This is a genomic window from Kribbella pratensis, assembly GCF_004365355.1.
Taxonomy (GTDB): domain Bacteria; phylum Actinomycetota; class Actinomycetes; order Propionibacteriales; family Kribbellaceae; genus Kribbella.
In genome coordinates, this window is sequence record NZ_SODP01000003.1 from 886,727 (window position 1) to 909,495 (window position 22,769).

The following is a 22,769-nucleotide window of genomic DNA, read 5'->3' on the forward strand; positions in this document are numbered from 1 at the left end:
GGGGTCCGCCTGATGGTGCGGTCCTGCGCGCCAAATGGGCGGCCGCCGCGAAGCGGTGTCAGATCCGTGGTTCTCGCGTCACCACAGATTGCTAGCGGCGGGGGCCGAGGCCCGGGGTGTGATCCCGTACGCCGCCGGAGGCGGCCAAAAGGACAGTCGCCGCGAAGCGGTGTCCGATCTGGGTCGTCGCGTCACCACGGTCGCTGGCCACGGGGGTCCGGCCCGTGGTGCGGTCCTGCGCGCGCCGAAGGTGCCAAATGGGCAGTCGCTGCGAAGCGGTGTCCGATTTGTGGGTGCTCGTTCGCCGCTGGTGTGGGCGGCAGGGCATTCGCTCGATGGGCGATCCTGCACGCCGCCGGAGGCGGCCGGAAGAGCGGTCGCCGCGAAGCGGTGTCCTTTGGGTGGTGTCCGCTACTTCTTCTTGGGGGCTGAGGTGGCGCGGATGTGGAGTTCGGTGCGGAGGGTGACTGTGGAGGGTGGGCGGCCGGGGGAGGTGGTGCGGTCTTTGAGGAGTTGGCCGGCGGTGCGGCCTAGTTCGTAGGTGGGTTGGGCGACGGTGGTGAGGCTGGGGACTACGAGGTCGGCCCAGGGGATGTCGTCGAAGCCGACGACGGCGATGTCGTCGGGGGCTCGGAGGCCTTTGCGGGCCAGGCATTCGAGGGCGCCGACGGTCATCAGGTTGTTGGTGGCGAAGAGCGCCTCGGGTGGGTCGGCCAGTTCGAGAAGGCTCTCCATAGCGGCGTACCCGCCGGCCTCGCGGAAGTCCGCGTGCCGCACAAGATCCTTGTCGTACCGGATCCCGCCGGCACGCAGCGCCGACCGATACCCAGCAAGCCGATCCATAGCAGTCGATACCTTGCGCGGACCGGTGATGCACGCAATCCGCTGATACCCGCCGTCGATCAAGTGTTTGACGCCCTCAAAGGCACCATGCTCGTTGTCGACCAGAACGGTATCCGCCTCGACCCCCTCGACCCGACGGTCGATCATCACCAGCGGGATCTTCGCGTCCGCGAGCAACTGCACGCCCTCGGCCGTCGACGTCGGCGAGATCACCACCCCGGCCATCTGATCGGTCAGCACGGCCGACGCGTACGCCGCTTCCTTCGCCGGGTCCTCGTCCGAATTGCACAGTACGACGTGATACCCCTCGGTCTGCGCCACATCCTCCAGCCCGCGGACCAAGGACGTGAAGAACGGGTTCTCGATGTCGGAGATGACGACGGCCCACAGGTTCGTGGAGGATTTGCGCAGGTTGCGGGCGACGCCGTTCGGGCGGTAGCCGAGCTCGGCGACCGCGGCGCGGACCTTCTCGGACAGCTCGGGGTCGACGTTGCGCCGGCCGCTCAGGACCCGCGACACCGTCGCCGGAGATACCCCCGACCTACGCGCGACGTCGTAGATCGTCGTCATACCCGCTCCCCGCTGGAGATCCGATGGTCGTCTGGATCGCACTCTAACTCCGATCCCCACAGTTGCGTCCACGGACCACCGAGCAACGGCGTCCCGCGGACCCAAAGGATCTCATGATGCGGCTGACTCCAGCAGCGCCAAGGCAGCGGCGCGGGCCGGGGCCGAATCGGCGGCCCCATTCATAGTGGTCGAGAGCGCTCCGGCGGCATTCGCGAGGCGCACGGCGTCCACCAATCCAGCTCCGCCGGCCAGCGAAGCGGCCAGTGTGCCGCAGAAGGCGTCGCCCGCGCCGACGGTGTCGACCGTCGCAACTTGATGAGCATCCACACGTTCCTCGTAGCCCGCGGCCCGGTCCAGGACGAAAGCACCCCGCGAGCCGAGCGTGACCACGCAACCACGCAGATCCCACTCCTCGGCCAGCTTGCGAGCGACCATCGGCACCCCCGAGTCGTCGCAGTCCAGCCCGGTGAGCGCCGCCGCTTCGACCTCGTTCGGCACCAGGATGTCGACGTACGCCGCCAGCGAGTGATCGATCGGGCCGACCGGTGCAGGCGTGAGGATCGTGGTGACGCCCGCGGTCGAGGCGAGCCGGAGGGCGGTGTGGCTCGCCTCGACCGGGAGCTCGAGCTGGACGCTGAGCACCTTGCTGGAAACGAGCACGTCCCCCGCGGCCTCGACATCCGCAGCGGTGATCGCAGCATTGGCACGCGACACGATGATGATCGAGTTGCCACCGTCCGGCAGCACCAGCGGCAATCCGACGCCAGTCCCTAATGACGGATGCCGCACGATCCACGACGTGTCGACACCGTTCGACGACAGCAGTTCGAGGAACTCTTCGCCGTACCGGTCCTCACCGATCGTGCCGACGATCGCCGTCCGCGCGCCCATCCGCGCTGCCGCGATCGCCTGGTTCACGCCCTTGCCGCCGAGGAACTCCGCGAACCCGGTGCCGTGCAAGGTCTCACCCGGCAACGGCCGCCGTTCCGCTGAGGCGACCAGATCCTTCATGAACGAACCCAGCACGCACACATCGTTCATGCCTGGTCCTCGGCCAGACGCTTGCCCAAGGCACCAGATGGATGGAACTGCGCGAAGTCGTGATGACTGAAGGACCGCAGTACGACGAGCGCGCACGCCAACGCATCGCCCATTGCCAGCGAGGCCGTCGTCGACGCGGTCGGTGCCAAGTTCAACGGATCCGCCTCGCGCAGCACCATCGTGTCGAGCGTGTACGTCGCCAACTGGGCCAGCGTCGACTCCTCCCGTCCGGTCATCGCGATCACCGGGATCGTCCGCTCCCGCAGCATCCGCGCGAACGCGCACACCTCAGCGGTCTCGCCGGATGCAGAGAGCGCCAGGACGATGTCGCGCGACGTCACCGCACCGGAGTCGCCGTGCAGCGCATCGCCGGAGTGGATGAACGTGGCCGGCGTACCCGTGCTGGCAAGAGTGGCGGCGATCTTCCGGCCGACCAGACCGGACTTCCCGAGACCGGTCACCACCAGATGGCCTTCGCACTGGGCGACCGCGAGCAGCACCTCCAGGAAGACTCCGTCCAGGCGGTCCGCGAGTGCCGAGACAGCTGCGGCCTCGGTCTCGATGGCATCGCGCGCCGCCTGTAGTCCTCGGGCGACCAGGTCCCTGGACAGCTCGTCGGCCGTGCGGTGGGCGGACGCACGGTTCGGCACAACTGGCATCCCAGTGCCTCTCATGTCAGAAATCGATTTCCGCAGATTAGGCAGCGTGGCTGATCCGTGTCAACGCCGCCATGCAGGTCGAAACCCTTGCCAGCACGTGGGAAACCGGCACGGTTGATCACATCGTCATCCGGTCGGCTCTTGACCGACCACGCCGCCGATCGTAGATTGCGAGAAATCGATTGCCCCTCGGCCGCCCGAACACCCGCCCGAAACTCACCACCCTGGAGCACCTGATGGCCGCAACACCCTTCCCTGCCAGGCAGCTCAGCCGCCGGTCCGTCCTGCGCGGCGGTCTGGGCGCGTTCGCCGCGACAGCTGCCGGCGTACCGCTGCTGTCCGCCTGCGGCGGCAACGAATCCGGCGGCAACGCCAAGGAGATGTCGTTCTGGAACTTCTACGGCCCGTCCGACGATCAGGGACCGCAGAGCAAGTGGTTCGTCGACACCGTCGCGGAGTGGAACAAGAACAACGACGTCAAGGTCAAGCTGCGCTACATCCCCGGCAAGGACTACCTGAACGGGACGACCCTGCAGACTGCGTTCCAGTCGGGCCAGGGCCCCGACATCTTCCTGATCAGCCCCGGCGACTTCCTCCGCTACTACAACGGCGGCGTGCTGCAGGATCTCGGCTCCGCGTTGCCGGACGAGTCCAAGAAGGACTACCTGCCCGGTCTGCTCGAGGCGCGCAGCGTGGACGGCAAGGTGTACGGCCTGCCGATGGAGATCGAGCCGCTCGCGATGTACTACAGCGAGGCCGCGTTCGAGTCGGCCGGGCTGTCCGAGGCCGACCTGCCCAAGACGTGGGACCAGACGATCGCGGTCGCGCAGAAGCTGACCAACAGCAAGCGGTACGGCGTGATGTTCGAGACGCTGCCCGGCTACTACCAGAACTTCACCTGGTACCCGTTCATGTGGCAGGGGGACGGCAACGCCATCAAGGACGGCAAGTCCGCGTTCGACTCGCCCGCCGCCGTACAGGCGCTGAAGTTCTGGGGCGATACGATCAAGAACAAAGTTGCCCCGCGCAAAGCCCTCGGTGACGGCGGCGGTGACGTGGTCTCGAACCTCGGCTCCGGCGCGGCCGCGATGCAGCAGAGCGGCATCTGGGCGGTCGCGGACATGCGGACCAAGGCGAAGACCTTCAAGTACGGCATCATTCCGCTGCCTACTCCGGCCGGCGGCTCGGCGGCCACCGACCTCGGCGGCTGGGCGTTCGTCGCCAACTCGAAGGGCAAGAATCCCGAGGCCGCGGCGAAGTTCATCGCGTGGGCGCTCGGTTCGACTGACGCCGCCGGCGTCGAGCGGCAGCGGCAGTGGAACACCGAGGTGAAGACCAACCTGCCGCCGCGGAAGTCCGTGCAGCAGGCCGCGGATGCCAAGGGTGCGTTCGCCGACGGCGCGCTGAAGAAGTTCGTCAGCGAGATCGCGCCGACCGGCAAGCCCGAGCCGCGGTTCCCACCGGAGGTATACCAGCCGATCGCCGACGCGATCCAGGCCTGCCAGTTGAACGCGGCCGATCCGGCCAAGGCGGCGGCCGACGCGGCGGAGAAGATCGACACGTTCCTGAAGACCTACCAGGGCGCGCCGATCAGCTGATGGTGACGACAACAGCCGCTCCCTCCAAGCCGCTGGTGAAGGCTTCGGGGAAACCCAGGGCAGGTATGACGAGAAAACGGCGCGAGGCGTTGGCGGCGTACGCCTTCCTCGCGCCGGACACGATCGGTCTGCTGACCTTCGTCGCGATCCCGATGGTGCTGGCCTTCGGTGTCGCGTTCTTCAAGGTCGATGGCTTCGGCAACTATCAGTACGTCGGCCTGGCGAACTACAAGCTGATGGCCGGGGACGATCAACTCTGGGCCTCGCTGAGGGTCACCGCGATCTACGTGGTCACGTTCGTGCCGATCGCGTTCGTGGTGAGCTTCGCGCTGGCGATGTTGGTCCGCAACCATTTCAAGGGCATCGGCTGGGTCCGATCGGCGTTCTTCCTGCCGAACGTCGTCAGCCTGGTCGTGGTCGGTCTGATCTGGCAGTTCCTGCTGGTCGACAAGCGCGGGGCGCTCTCGAAGATCCTGGCGCCGTTCGGCCTCGGCGACGTGTCCTTCCTCGGTACGCCGTCCCTTGCGCTAGGCACCTATGTGGTGATCAGCGTGTGGTTCCTGATGGGATACCAGATGCTGGTGTTCCTGGCCGGCCTGAAGGACGTGCCGAAGGAACTCGAGGACGCCGCGCAGATCGACGGTGCGGGCTCCTGGCAACGATTCCGGTACGTGATCTGGCCGCTGCTCCGGCCGACCAGCTTCTTCGTCGTGGTGAACTCGACGATCGGCGCGGTCACCGGTCTGCAGGCGTTCGACCTGGTCTTTGTGCTCACCAAGGGCGGTCCGGCGCGGGCGACCAGCACGGTCGTGCTCTACATCTACGAGCAGGCGTTCACCTTCAACAACATGGGGTACGCCGCCGCGCTGACCACCGTGGTCGTGGCGATTCTGGTCATCTGTACCGGACTGATGTTCGGCGTCACCCGAGGAGGACGTTTTGACGAGGATTAGAGTCCTCCCGATCCTGGCCCATGTCCTCGCGATCATCGCGGTCGCTCCGCTGCTGTGGATCCTGATCAGTGCGTTGAAGCCGGCCGAGGACGTGTTCAACTTCGGTTGGCCCTCGACGTGGACGTTGGACAACCTGCAGTACGTGCTGCTGAAGATCCCGATGCCGCGGTTCATGCTGAACTCCGCGATCGTGTCGGTGACGGTCACCGTGATCGCGCTGTTCTTCCACAGCATGGCGGCGTACGCGCTGGCCCGGCTGCGATTCCCGGGGCGCGGGATCATCTTCTCCGGGATCATGTCGACGCTGCTGGTGTCGCTGCCGGTGATACTAGTTCCCTTGTTTCTAGTGGCAAAGCAACTAGGTCTGCTCGACAGCTACGCCGGGTTGATCGTGCCGAGCATCTTCCACGCGTTCGGCATCTTCCTGCTCCGGCAGTACTACCTGAACATCCCGCGTGAGCTCGAGGAAGCGGCCGATCTGGACGGCTGCGGCTACTGGCGGCGGTACTGGAGCGTCATCCTGCCGCTCAGCCGGCCGGTGCTGGCGTCGCTGTCGGTGCTGTTCTTCCTGGCCAACTGGAACGCGTTCCTCTGGCCGCTCACCATCACCCGGAACCCGGATCTTCGCGTCATCCAACTCGGCGTCTCCGGCATGCAGGGGCAGTACGCCTCGGCCTGGAACCTCATTCTCGCGGCCGCTGTGATCGCGGCCATTCCCACGGTCGTGGTGTTCGTCGCGGGCCAGCGCCGCCTGGTCGACGCGATGAAGACGACCGGCCTCAAGTGAAGGAACCACTATGAAACGTGGGGCACTGCTTGCCGTCCTGCCGCTGGTCTTCGGAACGGCGACCCTCCTGACCCAGTCCACCGCCTCAACCGGCCATACCAAACCGTATGGTACGGCGGCTTCGATCGAGCATACCAAACCGTATGGTATGGCGGGATCGGGATCGGGATCGGGATCCGTCGGCACCGCGCAGGTGGAGTCGAAGGGCGCGCCTAGCAAGAGCGACGGTGACCTCTGGCCGTCCTGCTGGGCGGATAACGACAAGCTGTACGCCGCCAACGGTGACGGCAAAGGGTTCAGTACCGACGGGGACTTCGCCGACATCGCGGTCAGCGAGATCAACGGCACACCGGGAAACTTGTCTGGGGCAACGATCTCCAAGGGCGATCAGGTCGGTTCGGTCTGGAGCGGCGCCGGGTACAACCGCAAGCCGACCGGGATGGTATGCGTCGGGGACACGTTGTACCTGGCGGTCCAGGACCTCGCCCTGGACTTCAACGACGTACCGGCTGCAACGATCCTGAAGTCGACGGACCACGGGAAGACGTGGACCTGGGACAAGGCGAAGCCGATGTTCTCGGACCATGTCTTCACGACGATCTGGTTCGCGGACTTCGGCAAGGGCGGTGCGCTGGCGCCGGACGGCTACGTGTACGCGTACGGGCTGGACGGGAACTGGCGGGACTCGTTCGACGACACGGTTGCCGATCCGCAGAGCGTGTTCCTGGCACGGGTCCCCAAGAACAAGGTGCAGGACCGCGGCGCGTGGAAGTTCTACACCGGCACTGGGTGGTCGTCGAAGATCGCCGATCGTAAGCCGGTGCTGACCGACACGCGACGGTTGTACGCGCAGACGTACGGCACGAATGCGTCCAACCTGAGCGTGATCAGCCAGGGCGGCGTCACGTACCTCGCGAAGCAGAAGCGGTACGTATACACGTCCTGGACGGAGTACACCTTCGAGTTCTACGAGTCGCCGACGCCGTGGGGACCGTGGAAACACTTCATGAGCAAGGACTTCGGCGGGTACCCGTGGTCGACGTCGAAGTACGGCGGGTACGGCGTGACGATCCCGTCGAAGTTCGTCCAGCCGGACGGCAACACGATGTACATCCAGGCGAACGTCTGCCCGTGCGGAGGCGGCGGGATCGGTACGTCGGTCTACAACTTCAACCTGCGCAAGCTGGTGCTCACGCCGTCGGTCGAGACGCCGGCCTCGAACCTCCCCGGGTCCGACAACCTCGCGGTGCCGACGACCGGCGCGGTTGCGATCTCCAAGTCAACGAACTCCGGCAGTCTCGCACTGATGAACGACAGTGCGAAGATGGGCACCGAGTCGGACTTCGACGACGAGGTCAAGGGTGCGACGTGGTGGGGGTATGAGTGGCCGGCCCCGCACAAGGTCAACACCGTCGAGTTCACGTCGGGCGCGGTGTCGGCGGAGGGCGGGTATTTCACCGGCCGGCCGCGCGTGCAGGTCAAGCAGAACGGTGCATGGGTGGAGGTCGGCTCGCAGACCGTCTCACCCGCGTACCCGGGTGATGCCTCGGCCGGGGCGAACGCGACGTACACGATCACGTTCCCGGTGCAGGAGACCGATGGGGTGCGGGTGATCGGGTTGTCAGGCGGGACCCGCTCCTACACGACTGTGTCCGAGCTCGTGGTCCGGTACGTCTCGCAGCTGGCAGATGGTGGCTTCGAGGGCACCGGTGGCGGAAAGCCTGCTTGGCTGTTCGAAGGTACTGCGGCCAACGGCGTCGACCGCGGTCTCGGCTTCGCGCATTCCGGCGCCAACAACGGCTGGATCCGCTGTACCTGCACGGGTTTCAGCGACCTGTACCAGACGGTCCCGGTCACACCGGGTACGACGTACACGTTCGGCTCGTGGATCAACGCCTCCGCCAACCTCCCAACAGACCAAGGCCGCTTCGGGGTGCGCGCCGGTACGACAGACCTGGCCAGCACCACGTTCGGCTCCGGCACCGGCTATGTCCACCACGAGGTGACGGTGAAGGTCCCGGCCGACGTACACGAGCTAACCGTCTACGCCGGCTTCAACGGCCCCAACCTCGACACCTGGCTCCAGGTCGACGACTTCACCGTCAGCTGAACAGGTGGACGCCCCTCACTGACCAACCACGCCCCACGCGGGGCCTGCGGTCGCAGCCCCGCCTGCGGAGCTCCTCGCGTCGAGGTTGGTCAGTGCAGGGCGCCCGGTTCACGGCCAGGGGAGGAGATCGGGCGCGGGGCCGGTGACCGGGCCGGGGGTGGGCCGGCCGGCGTACCAGGCGGTTAGGTCGGTGAGGGCACCGGTCAGCGTCACCTCTTCGCCGGTGCCGGTCTCCCAGGTGGTGTCGTCGGCTTGGAGGATCAGGTGGATGCCGTCGGGTGTGCGCGGACGGAGGAAGTCCAGCAGGTGCAGACAGAACGAGGAGGACCAGCTCGCGGGAGTGACGCCCAGGTTGAGGTCCGAGGTGTGGATGGTCAGTTCTCGCCAGGTGGCTTGCAGGCCGGCGGACAGGTTGCTGTTGCGGTGGAGGATGGGAAGGGGCCAGTCGGTGGGGCTGACCTTGTCCCAGGAGGCGAGCAGCGTGGTGACGGCCTGGGTGAGGTGGGCGCGGAGGTCGGCCGCGGAACGGTCGGCGCCGGATTCGATGGCGGCGTCGCGAGCGGGCCGGCCACCGTCGTACATCTCGATCACGCGGCCTTCGAGCGCCTCGTCGACCTGACGGGTCATCGCCTCGGAGAAGTTCGCGATGTGCGTGACGACATGGCCGCGGGACCAACCGGGCAGGTTCGAATCGCCGCGGGCGCTCGCGTCGTCCAGGTCCGCGACGAGCGCGAGCAACTGGTCGGCGATGGCGCCTACTTCGTTCAGGGCCACAGCAGCTCCTTCGTCCATTGGTCCTCGAGCCGGTACCGCAAGCGCGTGTGCCGGCGATCCGGATCGGCCTGCCAGAATTCGACCTCTTCGGCGCGCAACGTGTACAGCGTCCAGTTCGGCGCGATCAGCCCAGGCTCGGCGGCGATCCGCTCCGCCTGCTCCTTCACCGCGACGTCGATGTCCGCAGGATCCGCGAGTACGGCGCTCTGCCGCCCGACCAACGCCTCCGCCCGCGCCGCCTCGGGCCGCATCAGGAAGTCCCGTGCCGAATCCTCCGCCGAAGCGGCCTCGACGGTCCCGAGCACGCGGACCTGCCGGCCCAGCGGGATCCAGTAGAACGTGAGAGCGGCGTACGGCGAGGTGGCGAGCTCGTCGCCCTTCCGGCTGGTCGACGTCGACGCGAACTGCCAACCGTCGTCAGTCACGTCTTTGAGGATCAGGACCCGCCCGTTCGGCCGGCCGTCGGCGCGGACCGTGGACAGGGTCATCGCGCACGGCTCGGGCACCTGCTCGTCGATCGCGCTCAGCAGCCACTCGACGAACAGCGGATGCGGCGTCTCGGGAGCAAGTGCGGGATCCCAGGCCGGTGGGGTCCCGGTCAGCGTCGGTACGGCGCGCAGCCGGGTGCGGAGGTCGGTCACGCTTCGAGACCCTAGGCGACGTATTCACATGGCAGCAACCAGATTTCCCATTAGGATTGCTGGATGAGCACGCTGGCCTTCGCCCTCGCCGCGACCATCAAGCACGACGGCCGTGGCGGCGTCGCGGATCTGCTGGCCACCCCCGCGGAGGCAGCCGCGTGGCTGGCCGATAACCAGCACCTGGTCACGGAGGTGCTCGGGCGACCGCCGGCCGGTCCCGAATCGGCGGGGGGCGCGATTTCCGGAACAAAACTCGCAACTGGCGTCGAATTCCTTCCGGAAACCCGGAGAGTCGGCAAGGACGAGGCCCTGTGGCGGGAGTTGGTGGAGGTCCGGCGGGCGGTGCGAGCGTTGTTCGCGCGGGCGGTGGCGCCCGGTGCGCCGAGCAAGGCGGATGCGGACCGGTTGATGGATGCGGACGTGGCAGTGCGGGCGGTGAACCGCGCGGCCGAGCGCTTGGGGGCGAGGGAGCTCGAGTGGCCGGCGGGTGGTGAGCCGGTATTGCGGTGGGCGGGCCGGACCGACGACCTCATCGCCGCGGTCGGGCGCTCGACGATCGAGTTTCTGACCGGACCGGATCGGGGGCGGCTGCGGGCGTGTCCAGCGGCTCGGTGTGTGAAGTACTTCCTGCAGGACGATCCGCGGCAGACGTGGTGCTCGGCGTCCTGCGGTAACCGCGAGCGGGTGAACCGTCACTACCGCAAACGGCACGCCGGATAGCCTGTCGGTCATGACCATCGCGCGTTTCAAAGACTTGTGTGTCGACGTCACGTCGCCGAGCGAGATGGCCGCGTTCTGGGGCCGGGTGATCGGCCTGACCGCGCCCGCCGACAACCCGAACGTGCTCGTCGGCGACGCCCCGGAGAAGACGATCTGGATGTGCAAGGTCCCGGAGACGAAGACGGTCAAGAACCGGGTCCACCTCGACCTCATCACCGGTGCGATCGAGGATCTCGAGCGCGAGGGTGCGAAGGTACTGACGCCGGCCACCGAAGAACAGCAGTGGACAGTGATGACGGACCCCGAGGGCGGCGAGTTCTGCGGGTTCGTCCGCGGCACGGTCCCGGCGTACCGGCTGATGGAGTTGATCGTCGACTCGGCCGAGCCGGAGAAGCAGGCGCGTTGGTGGGCGGACGTGGTCGGCGGCGACTTCATGAGCCGGCCGGGTACGCCGTACTGCTGGCTCGAGAACGTGCCCGGCCTGCCGTTCCGGTACTGGGTCTTCGTGCCGGTGCCCGAGCCCAAGACGGTGAAGAACCGGGTGCACTGGGATGTCACCGCGCCCGCGCTGCAGCCGGTGCTCGACGCGGGTGCGACACTGCTGCGGCCCAAGGACGACGAGATCGGCTGGAACGTCTGCGCCGACCCCGAGGGCAACGAGTTCTGCGTGTTCCTGCCGCCGGAGGAGTCTTCATGACAGTACTGATGCCGCGACTCCGTTGGGAGGCCCCATGACCAAGCTCGACCTGACCGTGTCCGGTCCAGACCTGACCGAGGCGCTGGTGAACATTTCGTCGGTCAGCGGGACCGAGGAGAAGCTCGCGGACAAGGTCGAGAAGGCCTTGTCGGCGTACGGGCATCTGAAGGTGTTCCGGCACGGCAACACCGTGGTCGCGCGGACCGACCTCGGGCGCGACGAGCGGGTCGTGATCGCCGGTCATCTCGACACCGTCCCGCTCAACGACAACCTCCCGGCGCGCCGCGCCGACGGGCTGATCCACGGTCTCGGCGCCTGCGACATGAAGGGCGGCGTCGCGGTCGCGCTCCGGCTCGCGGCGGGCCTCGACGAGCCGGTCCGGGACGTCACCTATGTCTTCTACGATTGCGAGGAGATCGAGGCCGAGCGCAACGGTCTCTTCAAGCTGACCCGCTCCAACCCCGAGCTGCTCGAGGGCGTGTTCGCGGTCGTGATGGAGCCGTCGAACGCCGTCGTCGAGGCCGGCTGCCAGGGCACTATGCGGATCGAGGTCACCACCCACGGCGAGCGTGCGCACTCGGCCCGTTCGTGGATGGGGTCGAACGCGATCCACGCCGCGGGCGACGTGCTCGCGCGGCTTGCGGCGTACGAACCGCGGCGAGTGCCGATCGACGGGCTGGTGTACCGCGAGGGGCTGAACGCGGTCGCGATCACCGGCGGCGTCGCGGGGAACGTCGTACCGGATCTGTGCACGGTGGCGATCAACTACCGCTTCGCGCCCAGCCGGTCCGAGGCAGAGGCCGAGGCGCACCTGCGCGAGGTGTTCGAGGGGTACGACGTCGTGGTGACGGACTCGGCTCCGGGCGGGCTGCCGGGGCTGGAGCGGCCGGCCGCGGCGGCGTTCCTGCAGGTGGTCGGGGGTGAGCCGCAGCCGAAGTTCGGGTGGACGGACGTGGCGCGGTTCACGCTGCTCGGCGTACCGGCGGTGAACTACGGGCCCGGCGATCCGCTGTACGCGCACAAGCAGGACGAATTCGTGCCCGAGGCCGAGATCGAGCTGTGTGAACAGCGGTTGAGGAGTTGGTTGACGGGCCGCGCCTGAGCCGCCCGCGTTACCGGTCAGGCCATAATCTGGACGTATGTCAGAACCATCGATCCACCCCGACAGACCGGTCGGCCCGGTCGGCCAGCAGCAGCGCGGGCCGATCATGATGCGGCGCAAGCAGGTGCAGCACTCCACGTCCGAGCAGCGGCTGCTGGACAGCCGCGGACCGTCGGACTGGGTGCACACCGACCCGTGGCGGGTGCTGCGGATCCAGTCGGAGTTCATCGAGGGGTTCGGCATGCTGGCCGAGCTCGGCGCCGCGATCAGCGTCTTCGGCTCGGCGCGGACCAAGCCTGACGACCCGATGTACGCCGCGGCCGAGGAGTTCGGGCGGAAGCTGGTCGCGGCCGGGTACGCCGTCATTACCGGCGGCGGACCGGGGGTGATGGAGGCCGCGAACAAGGGGGCGTCCGAGGCCGGCGGTGTCTCGGTCGGGCTCGGCATCGAGCTGCCTTTCGAGAACGGCCTGAACGAGTGGGTCGACATCGGGATGAACTTCCGGTACTTCTTCACCCGCAAGACGATGTTCGTGAAGTATGCGCAGGGGTTCGTGGTGATGCCGGGCGGGTTCGGCACGCTGGATGAGCTGTTCGAGGCGCTCACGCTGGCGCAGACGCGGAAGGTCACGTCGTTCCCGGTCGTGCTGTTCGGTACGGCGTACTGGGGCGGGCTGGTCGACTGGCTGCGGAACACGAGCCTCGAGGACGGGAAGATCTCGGCCGCCGATCTGGACATGTTCGTGGTCACCGACGACGTCGACGAGGCGATCAGCTACATCATGAAGGCGGGCGAGCTGGCCGACGCCGCGGCCGAGGAAGCCGCCGAGGTGGCCGCACGGGAGGTCGAGAGCTCGTCCGAGAAGGCGCGCCGGCTGGGGTCCGACGGGAGCTGAAATCCCGGGTGATGGTTCGGTTGACTCGGACGGCATGGCACGATCGGACCCGTGATGTGGTTCTTCGGGCTGATCGTCGTGCTGTTGATCGGGGCTGTCGCGGTAGTCGCCTCGGGTCGTTGGGGTGCCATGAGCACGGCGTACGACGACCGGCCCGACATGACCGTGCCCGCACGGCAGGCGCTGACGTCGACGGATATCGAGTCGGCGCGGTTCGCCGTCGGGGTGCGCGGCTACCGGATGGACGAGGTCGACACGCTCCTCGAACGGGTCGCGAAAGAGGTCGCTGAGCGCGACCGACGGATCGCGGACCTGGAGCGCGCGGTCGCGCCGATCGTCGAGGCGCCGGACGGTGCCGGCTTCTCGTCGAAGTCGCCGTACGACGCGTCGGAGTTCGAGGACACCGGTCCCCACCAGCCGATCCTCGTCGGCGGCGATTTCCCCGTCGCCAAGCCCGCGGCCGACGAGCCTGGGGCGAAGGATTCCCCTGCTGAGGTCCCGCAGGTCGCCACGCCGGCAGCTCCCACCGAGACGCCGCCGACTGCCGAAGCGCAGGCCGGGTCTGGGGCCGGGTCCGGGGCTGGACCTGGGGCTGAGTCCGAGGCTGAGTCCGGGGCACGTTCCGGGACTGAGTCCGGGGCTGGACCTGGGGCTGAGTCCGAGGCTGAGTCCGCGGCAGGTGCCGGGGCTGCTTCCGGGGTTGAGTCCCGGGCGGCCTCCGGGGCGTCGTACGGGGTGGCGCACGGGGCAGCTGCCGAGGGTGCGGACGACCACGAGCCGGAGACTTCTGAACTGCCGCGGACGAGGCACGAAGCAGCCGCCGACGAGTACGAACGGCTCCAAGCCGAGGCTCGCGCCCTCCTGGAGGCACAGTCCCAGCCGGTCACTCCCCGCCGCACTCCCGCCACACCCCACTCAGCACCCCCACAGCAGCAGCCGCAAGACGAGCAGCCGCCCCTGGCGTCCGGCGAGCACTCGCCGGACCGGCAGTCGCCACAGGCTGCCGCCCAGCAGTCACCACAGGCTGCCGCCGAGCAGTGGCCGGATCGACAGTCGCCACAGGCTGCCGCCCAGCAGTCACCACAGGCTGCCGCCGAGCAGTGGCCGGATCGACAGTCGCCACAGGCTGCCGCGCAGCAGTCGCTGCAGGCTGCTGCCGAGCAGTGGCCGGATCGACAGTCGCAGGCTGCCGATCAGCAGTCGCCGGAGGAGCAGGCTCCGTCGGCCCGTGCGCAGCAGTCAGCACAGCAGCCGCCGCTCCACGCCTCCAGCCAGCAGTCAGCCAACACACAGCCAGCCGCGGCCGAGCAGCCCGCTCCCGCGGCGCACTGGACCCAGGCGCCTGAGCCGCAGCAGCAGGTGCTGCCGCAACAGTCGGCTGACGTGCAGCACCCCCAGGCCGAGCAGGCCGCCCCGGTGACGCACTGGACGCAGGCAGCGGTTCCACCGCAGTCGGCTGACGGCCAGCAGGCGGCGGGCGAGCAGGCCGCTCCGGCAACGCACTGGACGCAGGCGCAGGACTCGCAGTACGTAGTGCAGGAGCAGCAGTCGTCTGCGCCTCAGCAGCAGTCCTACCCGCAGCAGGCGGCTGATGGAGAGCAGGCGGCGGGCGAGCAGGCCGCTCCGGCAACGCACTGGACGCAAGCGCAGGAGTCGCAGTACGTAGTGCAGGAGCAGCAGCTGCCCGCGCCTCAGCAGCAGTCCTACCCGCAGCAGGCGGCTGATGGGGAGCAAGCGGTGGGCGAGCAGGGGGCTCCCGGGCGGCACTGGACGCAAGCGCAGGACTCGCAGTACGTCGTGCGCGAGCAGGAGGCCGCCGCCCAGCAGCAGCTCAACCCGCAGCAGCAGGTGTCCAGCCCGCAGCAGTCCAGCCCGCAGCAGGCCAACACTCAGCAGTCCAGCCGCCAGCAGGAGGATGGGCAGCAGGGTGAGGGGGAGGGGTGGCGGTTCTGGCCGCCGGCGGGGCAGGACGATGAAGGCGCTTATCAGCGGCCCAGCTGATGGACGGGACGGGGAGTTGTCACGCGGAGGCGTCGGTCGTACTGCGGCTGTCGCCGGAGGCCGCCTGGGACGTCGTGATGGACTGGGACCGCCAGTCCCGCTGGATGCTGCTTACCCGCGTCTGGGGGACTGAGAACGACGGGATCGGCGTCGGCGGCGGGGTCGCGGCGCGGACTTCTGTCGGTGGCATCGGGTTCACTGACGACATGGTCATCACACACTGGGATCCGCCGCGCGAGTGCACGGTGAAGCATCTCGGCAAGATCGTCCGCGGCACGGGAACGTTCACGATCGCGCCCGTCTCCAGCGGCAGTGTCTTCACCTGGGAAGAGGATGTCGACCCGCCGCTCGGCCGGCTCGGGTGGATCGTCGCGCGACCGGCGTTCGAGCTGATGATGCGGGTCTCGCTGCGGCGACTGCTCCGAGAGGTGCAGGCATGACGCCACTGATGCCACGCCTCCGCCGCGGCGGGTCGTCGCGCTTCACCGCCCGTCCTTCCCTCGTCGCTCCGGTCGCTTGGGTCGGTTCGGTCGCTCCGGTCCCTAGTCAGGCGCGGGAGATCCGATGACCGTGATTGGGCCGGATGGGCAGCCGCGCTGTGGGTGGGCGACGTCCGCACCGGAGTACGTGGAGTATCACGACAACGAGTGGGGCAAGGAGATCCGCACCGATGTCGGGTTGTTCGAGCGGATGACGCTCGAAGGGTTCCAGTCCGGTCTGTCGTGGATCACGATCCTTCGCAAACGCGAGAACTTCCGTACGGCGTTCGCGCATTTCGACCCGGAGACGATCGCGAAGTTCGACGACGCCGACTTCGACCGCCTGATGGCCGACCCCGGCATCGTCCGCAACCGGCTGAAGATCAACGCGACGATCAACAACGCCCGTGCGTTGCTGGAGCTCGACGACGGCGAGTTCACCGAGCTGCTCTGGTCGTTCAAGCCGGCCAAGCACAAGGCACCCAGGACACTCGGCGACGTGCCCGCCACGACGCCCGAGTCCGTGGCCATGTCGAAGGCCCTCAAGAAGAAGGGTTTCGTCTTCGTCGGACCCACCACGGCGTACGCGTTGATGCAGGCGACAGGCATCGTGAACGACCACTTGAAGACCTGTATCGCGCGCTGAATCTCGTGCACGTGCAGCTGCCTTCTGCATCTGCAAAAGGCTCTTTGGCAAAACGCAAACACAAACGGCTGAACGAGTTGTGCACCGGGCACTGAACGTGATGAGGTGTTCAGCGGGCTCCCCGACTGTCAGGTGGTTGTCCGGCCGTGACTCGCCCGGCCGGAACGCGGTCTGGGAGCCCACCAAACGTTCTACGGCAAGGTGTTGGAGCCGTCCGAGGTGAAGGCTGTTCGGAACACATCCGTTCCGGACAGCCCACTCAACTGCGTGCCCGTCGGTGTGACGGTGAGGTAGAGATTGGCTTCGGCGAAGGCATCCGCAGCATCGTCGTCCGCCGTACCGAACTGGCGGGTCCAGCTGCGGGTGTGGTCAGGTGAGTACTTCGTCAGCACGCCGTCGAACTTGCCGAGCGGCGTCTCCAACGAGCCATCGGTGAAGCCTGCAACGTAGAGATTGCCCGCGGGGTCGACCGCCACCGCGGCGGCCTTGTCGTTGGTGGACGTGCCGAGCTGGTCGCGCCAGGTCAAGTTGCCGTCGGAATCGGCGCGGGCGATCAGGAAATCCTTGTCGCCGTTGAGTGTTCCGGCGAAGTCGCCCGCGGTGTAACCGGCGAGGTAGACGCCGCCGTCGGGGTCTGCGGTGATTGCCCACACCTCATCCGCTGCGGGAGTGCCGAGCTGCTTCACCCACATCGGAGCTCCGTCGGTTGAGTAGCGAGCGAGGAGGCCGTCGACGCCGCCGTCGCCGGCCATCATTCCGCCCAGGTACACCGAACCGTCGGAGACCGCGACAGCCATCCCCTTGTCCTCGCCTGCAGTTCCGGTCTGCCGCAACCACACCAGTCGCCCGTCACCGTCAAGCCGCGCAACGAATACATCCTTGTCGCCCTGATTCGCCCCGTCCAACGCGCCCTTCGTGTAGCCGCCGACATAGACATCGGTCCCGGACACCGTCACCGAGTAGCTGCGATCCGCCACGCCTGGTACGCCGAACTGCGTCAGCCACCGTCGATTCCCATCAGCGTCGTACTGCGCCACGAACCCATCGTCCGTAGCGTTTCCGGTATGCGTGCCGTCCAGATCGCCGTTCGTGTACCCGGTCACCACAACGCGCCCGTCCGCGTCCACAGCAACGCCGTACGCGCGTTCGGTCCCGCTCGTCCCGAGTGACCGCGTCCACTCCCGCGAACCGTCCGCCCGGTACTTGATCAGCGCCACATCCGTCCCGCCCGCGTACGGCTGCCCGTCGAGCGAGCCGGCCACCGCGACCGCCTGATAAACGTTGCCTGAGGCATCAGTCGCGATCCCGCCGGCGCGGTCGTCGCCCGCCGTACCCGTCATGGCGGCGTGCATCGGGACGGCCGGCGGCTTGCCGATGTAGCGGAAGATGTACCTCGCGCCTTCGGCGAACGTCGGTCCCCACACGTCCCAGTCGTGCCCGCCGTCGACGACGCGGAACTCCGACGTGAGGTTCGGCACCCGCGAGGCCTGGTTGAACACGACGTGGGCCTCGAAGTCGAGGTCGTGGGTGGCGTCGATCGCCTTGGGGTTCTTGTACTCGTCGTCGCCGACCGCGATGTACAGATGCGACTTCAGCCCGGTCGCCGAGAACGACTTCAGCGCGGCCGGCCAGTTCAGTTTCAGGTAGGTCGCCTCGACGAACGGGTCCTTACCCTTGCCGAAGGCACCGAAATCGCGGGTGCTCGAATCGGCCGGCGGCAACGGGAAGTACACCGCCGGACTCAGCGCGATCGCCGCGCCGAAGACCTCCGGATGCGCCAGCGAGTACCGCAGCGCACCCGCGCCGCCCATGGAGTAGCCGGCGATCGCCCGCCCGCTGCGGTCCGCGATCGTCCGGTACGTCGCATCGATCTGCGGCACGAAATCCCGGAAGAACGCGGTCTCCACCGGCCGCGCCGGGTCGCTGCCCGTGTATGCCGAGTCGACGTACCAGCTGGCCCGGCTGCTCCACGGCGCGTCGGGCATGACCGCGATCGTCGGCGGGATCTCGCCGACGCCGATCAGCTCGTCGAGCCGGCTCTTCACCTGCGTCCAGGCACTCATCGAGTCGCCGCGCCCGTGCAGCAGGTAGACGACGGGGTATCGGCGCGCGGACGCGTCGTACCCGGCCGGCAGGTAGACGTTGTAGTTGATGTCCTCGCCGAGCGTTGCGGACCGCACAGCGGCGGACTTGATCACTCCCGGCTCGACAGCAGGCACAGGGGACCCGGCGGACCCAGCAGGCATGGCAGCGGACCCGGGCACGACGAAGCTCCCGACCAGCGTGGCGGCGGTCAGGGCAGGCAGCAGCAGTTTCCTCACAGCTCAGGTTGTAATCGCTTACGTAAACGATTACAAGAGGCGGCGCGCAGCTAGTGCCAGAAGGGCGCGCGCAGCTAACGACAGGATGTAGTGCCGATCACGACGATCCGCTCCGCGGGGCGGAGGCGCGAGTTGTCCGATGGAGGCCACTACCTCCCGTCGTTAGCGACCGGTGAACGTGGGCTTCTCTTTCGCGACGAACGAGGCAACGGCGTTGTGGTGGTCTTCGGTGGCGCCGGTGAGCTGCATCTGCCCCGCCTCGAAGGCGAGTGACTCGGCCAGCGTGTGAGTCGCCGAGTAGTTGACCGACTGGCGCACCGCGCCGTAGGCGACCGTCGGTCCCTTGGCGAGCTTGCCGGCCAGCTCGGCGATCGACGACTCCAGCTCAGCGGCGGGTACGACGGACGTCGCCAGCCCGAGGTCGAGCGACTCGGCGGCGGGGATGGTCCGCGGGAAGTACAGCAACTCGAGTGCCTTGGCGCGACCGATCAGCCGGGGCAGCGTCCACGAGATCCCCGTGTCGCACGACAACGCGATCCCGGTGAAGGCGAGATTGAAACCGGCGGTGTCGGCCACCACCCGGAAGTCGCACGCGAAGGCCATCGACGCGCCGGCGCCCGCCGCCACGCCGTTGACCGCCGCAACGACCGGCTTCGGCATCTCGGCCAGGGCCAGCGCGATCGGCGCGTAGTGGTCCGGCACCGTGCTCCACAGCGCCGCCTGGTCGTTGGCCTGCAGCAGCCCGATGTGCTCCTTGAGGTCCTGTCCGACGCAGAACGCCCGCCCGGTCCCGGTCAGTACGACGACGCGGACGGCCGGATCCTCGGCGGCGGTCTGGATCGTGTCCCGGAGCAGAACCTTCGTCGGCGTGTCGAGCGAGTTCATCGCGTCCGGCCGGTTCAGGGTGATGGTGGCCACGCCGTCGGCGACGGCGTAGACAACGGAGTCACTCATCGTGGTCAGCTCCTTGACTGTCGGTGAGAATTTCAGTGCAGTGTCAGGCAGTTGTCGACGAAACGCCCGGCCGCGGGGCCCAGTCGTTCGGCGTGGAAATCGAAGAACTCGGCCGCCCTGGTCCCGGCCCAGTCGGCGGGCAGCAGCTCGTCCGGCAGCCCCGGATCGCGGAACAGGAACTTGCGCCACTCGTGCACCAGTTCCGACCGTACGGCGAACGCGTGCTCGTCGCCGTTGCCGTCGGCCGACTCCCGCCCCGCCTGGTCGACCAGCGCCTTCGCCTCGATCAGCCAGGCGTCGTACGACGCGCCGAGCTCGTCGAGTTTCCAGACCCGCCGGGCGAACTCGACGGCGCCGTCGTCGACCGGCGCGCGGAACCGGTCCGCAGCGATCCCTTCCATGCCGAGAATCTGGTCGACCTCGGCGTCGTTGCGCAGTCCGACCCAGGCGCCGTCGGACAGCGGAGCCCAACCCAGGAAGGCGAGTTGGCTCGCCAGCTGCTCGCGGCGGCGTGCGTTCGGGACCTCGCGCAGGATGCCCAGATGCCAGTGCCGGTCCCAGTCGCCGGGGCCTTCGGAACCGGTGACCACCGGCGTGCCGTCCGGCGCGGTCCGGTAGATCCGGGCGGCGGCGTCGTCGAGCCTGCGACGCGCCCGGGACGTCAGCGCGTATCCGGGCTGTCCTTCGATCCTGACCGGCTCCAGCCAGCCCTGCCGGACCATCCGCGACACGGCGGTGCGTACCGCCGGCGGATGGACGCCGAGCGGCGCGAGCAGCTGGACCAGGGCCGCGACCGGGGCCCGCGCGCCACGCGCGCGCAGGTGGTCGCCGTACAGGTCGAAGAGGGCTGAACGGGCGTGCACAAGACTCGAGTCTGCCGTATGGTGCACGGCTCTGGCCTGGGATCGGGAATAATGGGGTCTGATACACACTGCGATACGCGCCGACGGCGCATCACCGCAACGGCGCCGGCGACGGTCCCCGCGCGGTGTCGTCGCTCAACACCGACACTGGGAAGGGGTGCGCGCATGGCGGCGATGAAGCCGCGGACGGGCGATGGTCCGCTCGAGGTCACCAAGGAGGGCCGGGGGATCGTGATGCGGGTTCCGCTCGAGGGCGGCGGCCGGCTCGTCGTCGAGCTCAACGCGGACGAAGCGACCGAGCTCGGGAACGCGCTCAAGGCTGTCGTCGGTTGACCGGGTTCTCCCCGGGGTGCCTTGGGGCCGGCTCCGAATCCCACGCACCTCTGACAAATCCTGCGACCCCGGTGGGTGCCGTTTCCGGCACCGGCCGGGGTCGTTACGGTTGCACCCTCCTTTGATCAAACGTCAGTGAGGTCCTCCTAGTGGCTCGCCGCAGCAGCAGTTCGTCCCCTTTCCCCAGCCTTCCGGGCGTTGCCTGGCAGCCCGGTCTGCCGGTGCACGGTTCCCCGACCTGGGTGATCGTCGTCGGTGACGACAGCGGTCTGCCGGCCGCCGCGAAGGAGGCCGGCGAGCGACTCGGCGTCGACCTCGACCGGTTGCTCGAAGTACAGCAGGAGACCGGCTTCAGTGCGTCCGCCGGCGCGGTCGCGGCGTACCCGCTGCTGGCCGGTGAGGTGGCCGAGATCGTGCTGGTCGGAGCCGGCGACGGTAGTCCGAAGGACCTGCGACACGCCGGTGCGGCGATCGCGCGGTTCGGCCGCGGCAAGGACGAGCTCACCACGGTTGTTGCCGAGGGCATCGATGACGCGGCGCTGCAGGCGTTCGCGGAGGGCGTGGTCCTCGGCTCGTTCTCGTACACGCTGAAGACGGTCGACCCGGGCAAGCCGGCCGTCGGCAAGGTCACCCTGACCGACGGTACGGCGGATGCGCGCCAGCCGGCCGTCGACCGCGGCATCGTCGTCGGCCGGACCGGCTGGCTCGCGCGGCAGCTGGCGATCACACCGTCCAACGAGAAGGACCCGGCCTGGATGGCCGCGCGAGCGACCGAGGTGGCCGCCGCGACCGGTCTCGAGGTGACGGTCTGGGACGAGAAGCAGCTTGCCGAAGAAGGCTTCGGCGGCATCCTCGCGGTCGGTCAAGGCTCCACTCGGCCGCCGCGGTTCATCCGCCTCGACTACGTCCCGGCGGGCGCGACCAAGAAGACGCCGTACGTCGTGCTGGTCGGCAAGGGCATCACGTACGACACCGGCGGCCTGTCGCTGAAGCCGCGCGAAGGCATGGTGTCGATGAAGCGCGACATGACCGGCGGCGGTTCGGTGATCGCGACGATGTCGGCGCTGCGTGAACTCGGCGCGAACGTTCGGGTGACGGGGCTCATCTGCTCCGCGGAGAACATGCCGTCCGGTTCGTCGTACCGCCCGGACGACGTGATCCGGCACTACGGCGGCCGCACCACCGAGGTCAAGAACACCGACGCCGAGGGCCGGCTGGTGATGGCCGACGGTCTCGCGTACGCCGTCAAGGAGCTGAAGCCGGACGTGCTGGTCGACGTCGCCACGCTGACCGGCGCGATCAAGGTATCGCTCGGCGCGATGCTGTACGGCGGGATGTTCGCGACCGACGACGCGCTGGCCGACAACCTCGCCGACGCCGGCCGGATCTCCGGCGAGGAGGTCTGGCGGATGCCGCTGCCGCCGGAGTACGAGGACCTGATCGCGACCCCGATCGCCGACTCGGTCAACAGCTCGAAGGGCCCCGGCTCCATCACCGCCGCCCTGTTCCTGAAGGCCTTCGCCGGTGACATCCCCTGGGCTCACCTCGACCTCTCGTCGATCGCCGAGTCCCCGGCCGACCGGTTCGAATACTCCGTCGGCGCGACCGGCGCCGGCGCCCGCCTCCTCACCACCTGGCTGACGGCCGAAGCGCCCACCGCCGGCATCGGCTGACCCCGGGTTTGGTGGGTACACCCACCTGCCTGTGGGTTGGCCAACCGGAATCCGGTTGGCCAACCCACACTCGCCTGGGTATACCCACGAGCGGCTATCCACAGATTGG

The 22,769-nt window shown here is 68.1% G+C and carries 21 protein-coding genes; 13 read left to right on the forward strand and 8 right to left on the reverse strand.

Annotated features, from left to right (window positions below; genetic code table 11):
* Window positions 1-411: 411 nt before the first annotated feature.
* The 3 genes from EV653_RS32195 to EV653_RS32205 all read right to left on the reverse strand — a co-directional run bounded on the left by EV653_RS32195 (window position 412) and on the right by EV653_RS32205 (window position 3,104).
* Window positions 412-1,413, reverse strand: coding sequence for a LacI family DNA-binding transcriptional regulator (locus EV653_RS32195; protein ID WP_134108462.1), 1,002 nt, complete (start codon window positions 1,411-1,413; stop codon window positions 412-414).
* Window positions 1,414-1,524: 111 nt separating this feature from the next.
* Window positions 1,525-2,454, reverse strand: a complete 930-nt coding sequence (locus tag EV653_RS32200) for a ribokinase (RefSeq protein ID WP_134108464.1) — start codon at window positions 2,452-2,454, stop codon at window positions 1,525-1,527.
* Window positions 2,451-3,104 (reverse strand): KpsF/GutQ family sugar-phosphate isomerase, encoded by a 654-nt coding sequence (locus EV653_RS32205; protein WP_134108466.1) that lies wholly within the window; start codon window positions 3,102-3,104, stop codon window positions 2,451-2,453. The genes EV653_RS32200 and EV653_RS32205 overlap by 4 nt, the downstream gene beginning before the upstream one ends.
* A gap of 245 nt (window positions 3,105-3,349) precedes the next feature.
* Here EV653_RS32205 and EV653_RS32210 point away from each other — a divergent pair, with 245 nt between their 5' ends.
* From EV653_RS32210 to EV653_RS32225, 4 genes are all read left to right on the forward strand, one after another.
* Complete coding sequence (locus tag EV653_RS32210) at window positions 3,350-4,711, forward strand: ABC transporter substrate-binding protein (RefSeq protein ID WP_134108468.1); 1,362 nt, start codon at window positions 3,350-3,352, stop codon at window positions 4,709-4,711.
* A 65-nt stretch (window positions 4,712-4,776) separates the two neighbouring features.
* Window positions 4,777-5,664 (forward strand): carbohydrate ABC transporter permease, encoded by an 888-nt coding sequence (locus EV653_RS32215; RefSeq protein WP_202871925.1) that lies wholly within the window; start codon window positions 4,777-4,779, stop codon window positions 5,662-5,664.
* Window positions 5,651-6,451 (forward strand): carbohydrate ABC transporter permease, encoded by an 801-nt coding sequence (locus tag EV653_RS32220; protein ID WP_166679637.1) that lies wholly within the window; start codon window positions 5,651-5,653, stop codon window positions 6,449-6,451. Before EV653_RS32215 ends, EV653_RS32220 begins: the two co-directional genes overlap by 14 nt.
* Window positions 6,452-6,599: 148 nt before the next feature.
* Complete coding sequence (locus EV653_RS32225) at window positions 6,600-8,561, forward strand: DUF4185 domain-containing protein (RefSeq protein WP_134108472.1); 1,962 nt, start codon at window positions 6,600-6,602, stop codon at window positions 8,559-8,561.
* A 108-nt stretch (window positions 8,562-8,669) separates the two neighbouring features.
* On the opposite strand, the gene EV653_RS32230 is transcribed toward EV653_RS32225, so the two are convergent.
* Both EV653_RS32230 and EV653_RS32235 read right to left on the reverse strand, forming a co-directional pair.
* The gene (locus EV653_RS32230; protein WP_238160574.1) at window positions 8,670-9,335 is read right to left on the reverse strand and encodes a maleylpyruvate isomerase family mycothiol-dependent enzyme; all 666 of its coding nucleotides are present in this window, start codon (window positions 9,333-9,335) and stop codon (window positions 8,670-8,672) included.
* Window positions 9,326-9,976: a pyridoxine/pyridoxamine 5'-phosphate oxidase gene (locus EV653_RS32235; RefSeq protein ID WP_134108476.1), complete on the reverse strand. Its 651-nt coding sequence runs from the start codon at window positions 9,974-9,976 to the stop codon at window positions 9,326-9,328. The genes EV653_RS32230 and EV653_RS32235 overlap by 10 nt, the downstream gene beginning before the upstream one ends.
* Before the next feature lie 63 nt (window positions 9,977-10,039).
* On the opposite strand from EV653_RS32235, the gene EV653_RS32240 reads away from it, so the two are divergent.
* The 7 genes from EV653_RS32240 to EV653_RS32270 all read left to right on the forward strand — a co-directional run bounded on the left by EV653_RS32240 (window position 10,040) and on the right by EV653_RS32270 (window position 16,516).
* Window positions 10,040-10,696, forward strand: a complete 657-nt coding sequence (locus EV653_RS32240; protein ID WP_134108478.1) for an ABATE domain-containing protein — start codon at window positions 10,040-10,042, stop codon at window positions 10,694-10,696.
* Window positions 10,697-10,706: 10 nt separating this feature from the next.
* On the forward strand, window positions 10,707-11,393 hold the full coding sequence (locus EV653_RS32245; RefSeq protein ID WP_134108480.1) for a VOC family protein: 687 nt from the start codon (window positions 10,707-10,709) through the stop codon (window positions 11,391-11,393).
* A gap of 34 nt (window positions 11,394-11,427) precedes the next feature.
* A complete protein-coding gene (dapE, locus tag EV653_RS32250) occupies window positions 11,428-12,495 on the forward strand; it encodes a succinyl-diaminopimelate desuccinylase (protein ID WP_134108482.1) in 1,068 nt (355 codons plus the stop codon).
* 109 nt (window positions 12,496-12,604) lie between these two features.
* On the forward strand, window positions 12,605-13,390 hold the full coding sequence (locus EV653_RS32255; protein WP_441294984.1) for a TIGR00730 family Rossman fold protein: 786 nt from the start codon (window positions 12,605-12,607) through the stop codon (window positions 13,388-13,390).
* Window positions 13,391-13,444: 54 nt separating this feature from the next.
* Window positions 13,445-15,391 (forward strand): DivIVA domain-containing protein, encoded by a 1,947-nt coding sequence (locus EV653_RS32260; protein ID WP_238160648.1) that lies wholly within the window; start codon window positions 13,445-13,447, stop codon window positions 15,389-15,391.
* On the forward strand, window positions 15,391-15,831 hold the full coding sequence (locus EV653_RS32265) for an SRPBCC family protein (protein WP_134108488.1): 441 nt from the start codon (window positions 15,391-15,393) through the stop codon (window positions 15,829-15,831). Before EV653_RS32260 ends, EV653_RS32265 begins: the two co-directional genes overlap by 1 nt.
* A gap of 124 nt (window positions 15,832-15,955) precedes the next feature.
* On the forward strand, window positions 15,956-16,516 hold the full coding sequence (locus EV653_RS32270; RefSeq protein ID WP_134108490.1) for a DNA-3-methyladenine glycosylase I: 561 nt from the start codon (window positions 15,956-15,958) through the stop codon (window positions 16,514-16,516).
* A gap of 191 nt (window positions 16,517-16,707) precedes the next feature.
* Here EV653_RS32270 and EV653_RS32275 read toward each other — a convergent pair whose 3' ends face one another.
* From EV653_RS32275 to EV653_RS32285, 3 genes are all read right to left on the reverse strand, one after another.
* Entirely contained in the window at window positions 16,708-18,837 is a 2,130-nt protein-coding gene (locus EV653_RS32275; protein ID WP_134108492.1) for an alpha/beta hydrolase-fold protein, read from the reverse strand.
* 162 nt (window positions 18,838-18,999) lie between these two features.
* The gene (locus tag EV653_RS32280; protein WP_134108494.1) at window positions 19,000-19,791 is read right to left on the reverse strand and encodes an enoyl-CoA hydratase/isomerase family protein; all 792 of its coding nucleotides are present in this window, start codon (window positions 19,789-19,791) and stop codon (window positions 19,000-19,002) included.
* A 32-nt stretch (window positions 19,792-19,823) separates the two neighbouring features.
* A complete protein-coding gene (locus tag EV653_RS32285) occupies window positions 19,824-20,654 on the reverse strand; it encodes a PaaX family transcriptional regulator (RefSeq protein ID WP_134108496.1) in 831 nt (276 codons plus the stop codon).
* 165 nt (window positions 20,655-20,819) lie between these two features.
* Between EV653_RS32285 and EV653_RS32290 the strand changes: the two genes are divergently transcribed.
* Window positions 20,820-20,987, forward strand: coding sequence for a DUF3117 domain-containing protein (locus tag EV653_RS32290; RefSeq protein ID WP_012923066.1), 168 nt, complete (start codon window positions 20,820-20,822; stop codon window positions 20,985-20,987).
* A 221-nt stretch (window positions 20,988-21,208) separates the two neighbouring features.
* The gene (locus EV653_RS32295; RefSeq protein ID WP_238160575.1) at window positions 21,209-22,660 is read left to right on the forward strand and encodes a leucyl aminopeptidase family protein; all 1,452 of its coding nucleotides are present in this window, start codon (window positions 21,209-21,211) and stop codon (window positions 22,658-22,660) included.
* Window positions 22,661-22,769 lie beyond the last annotated feature (109 nt).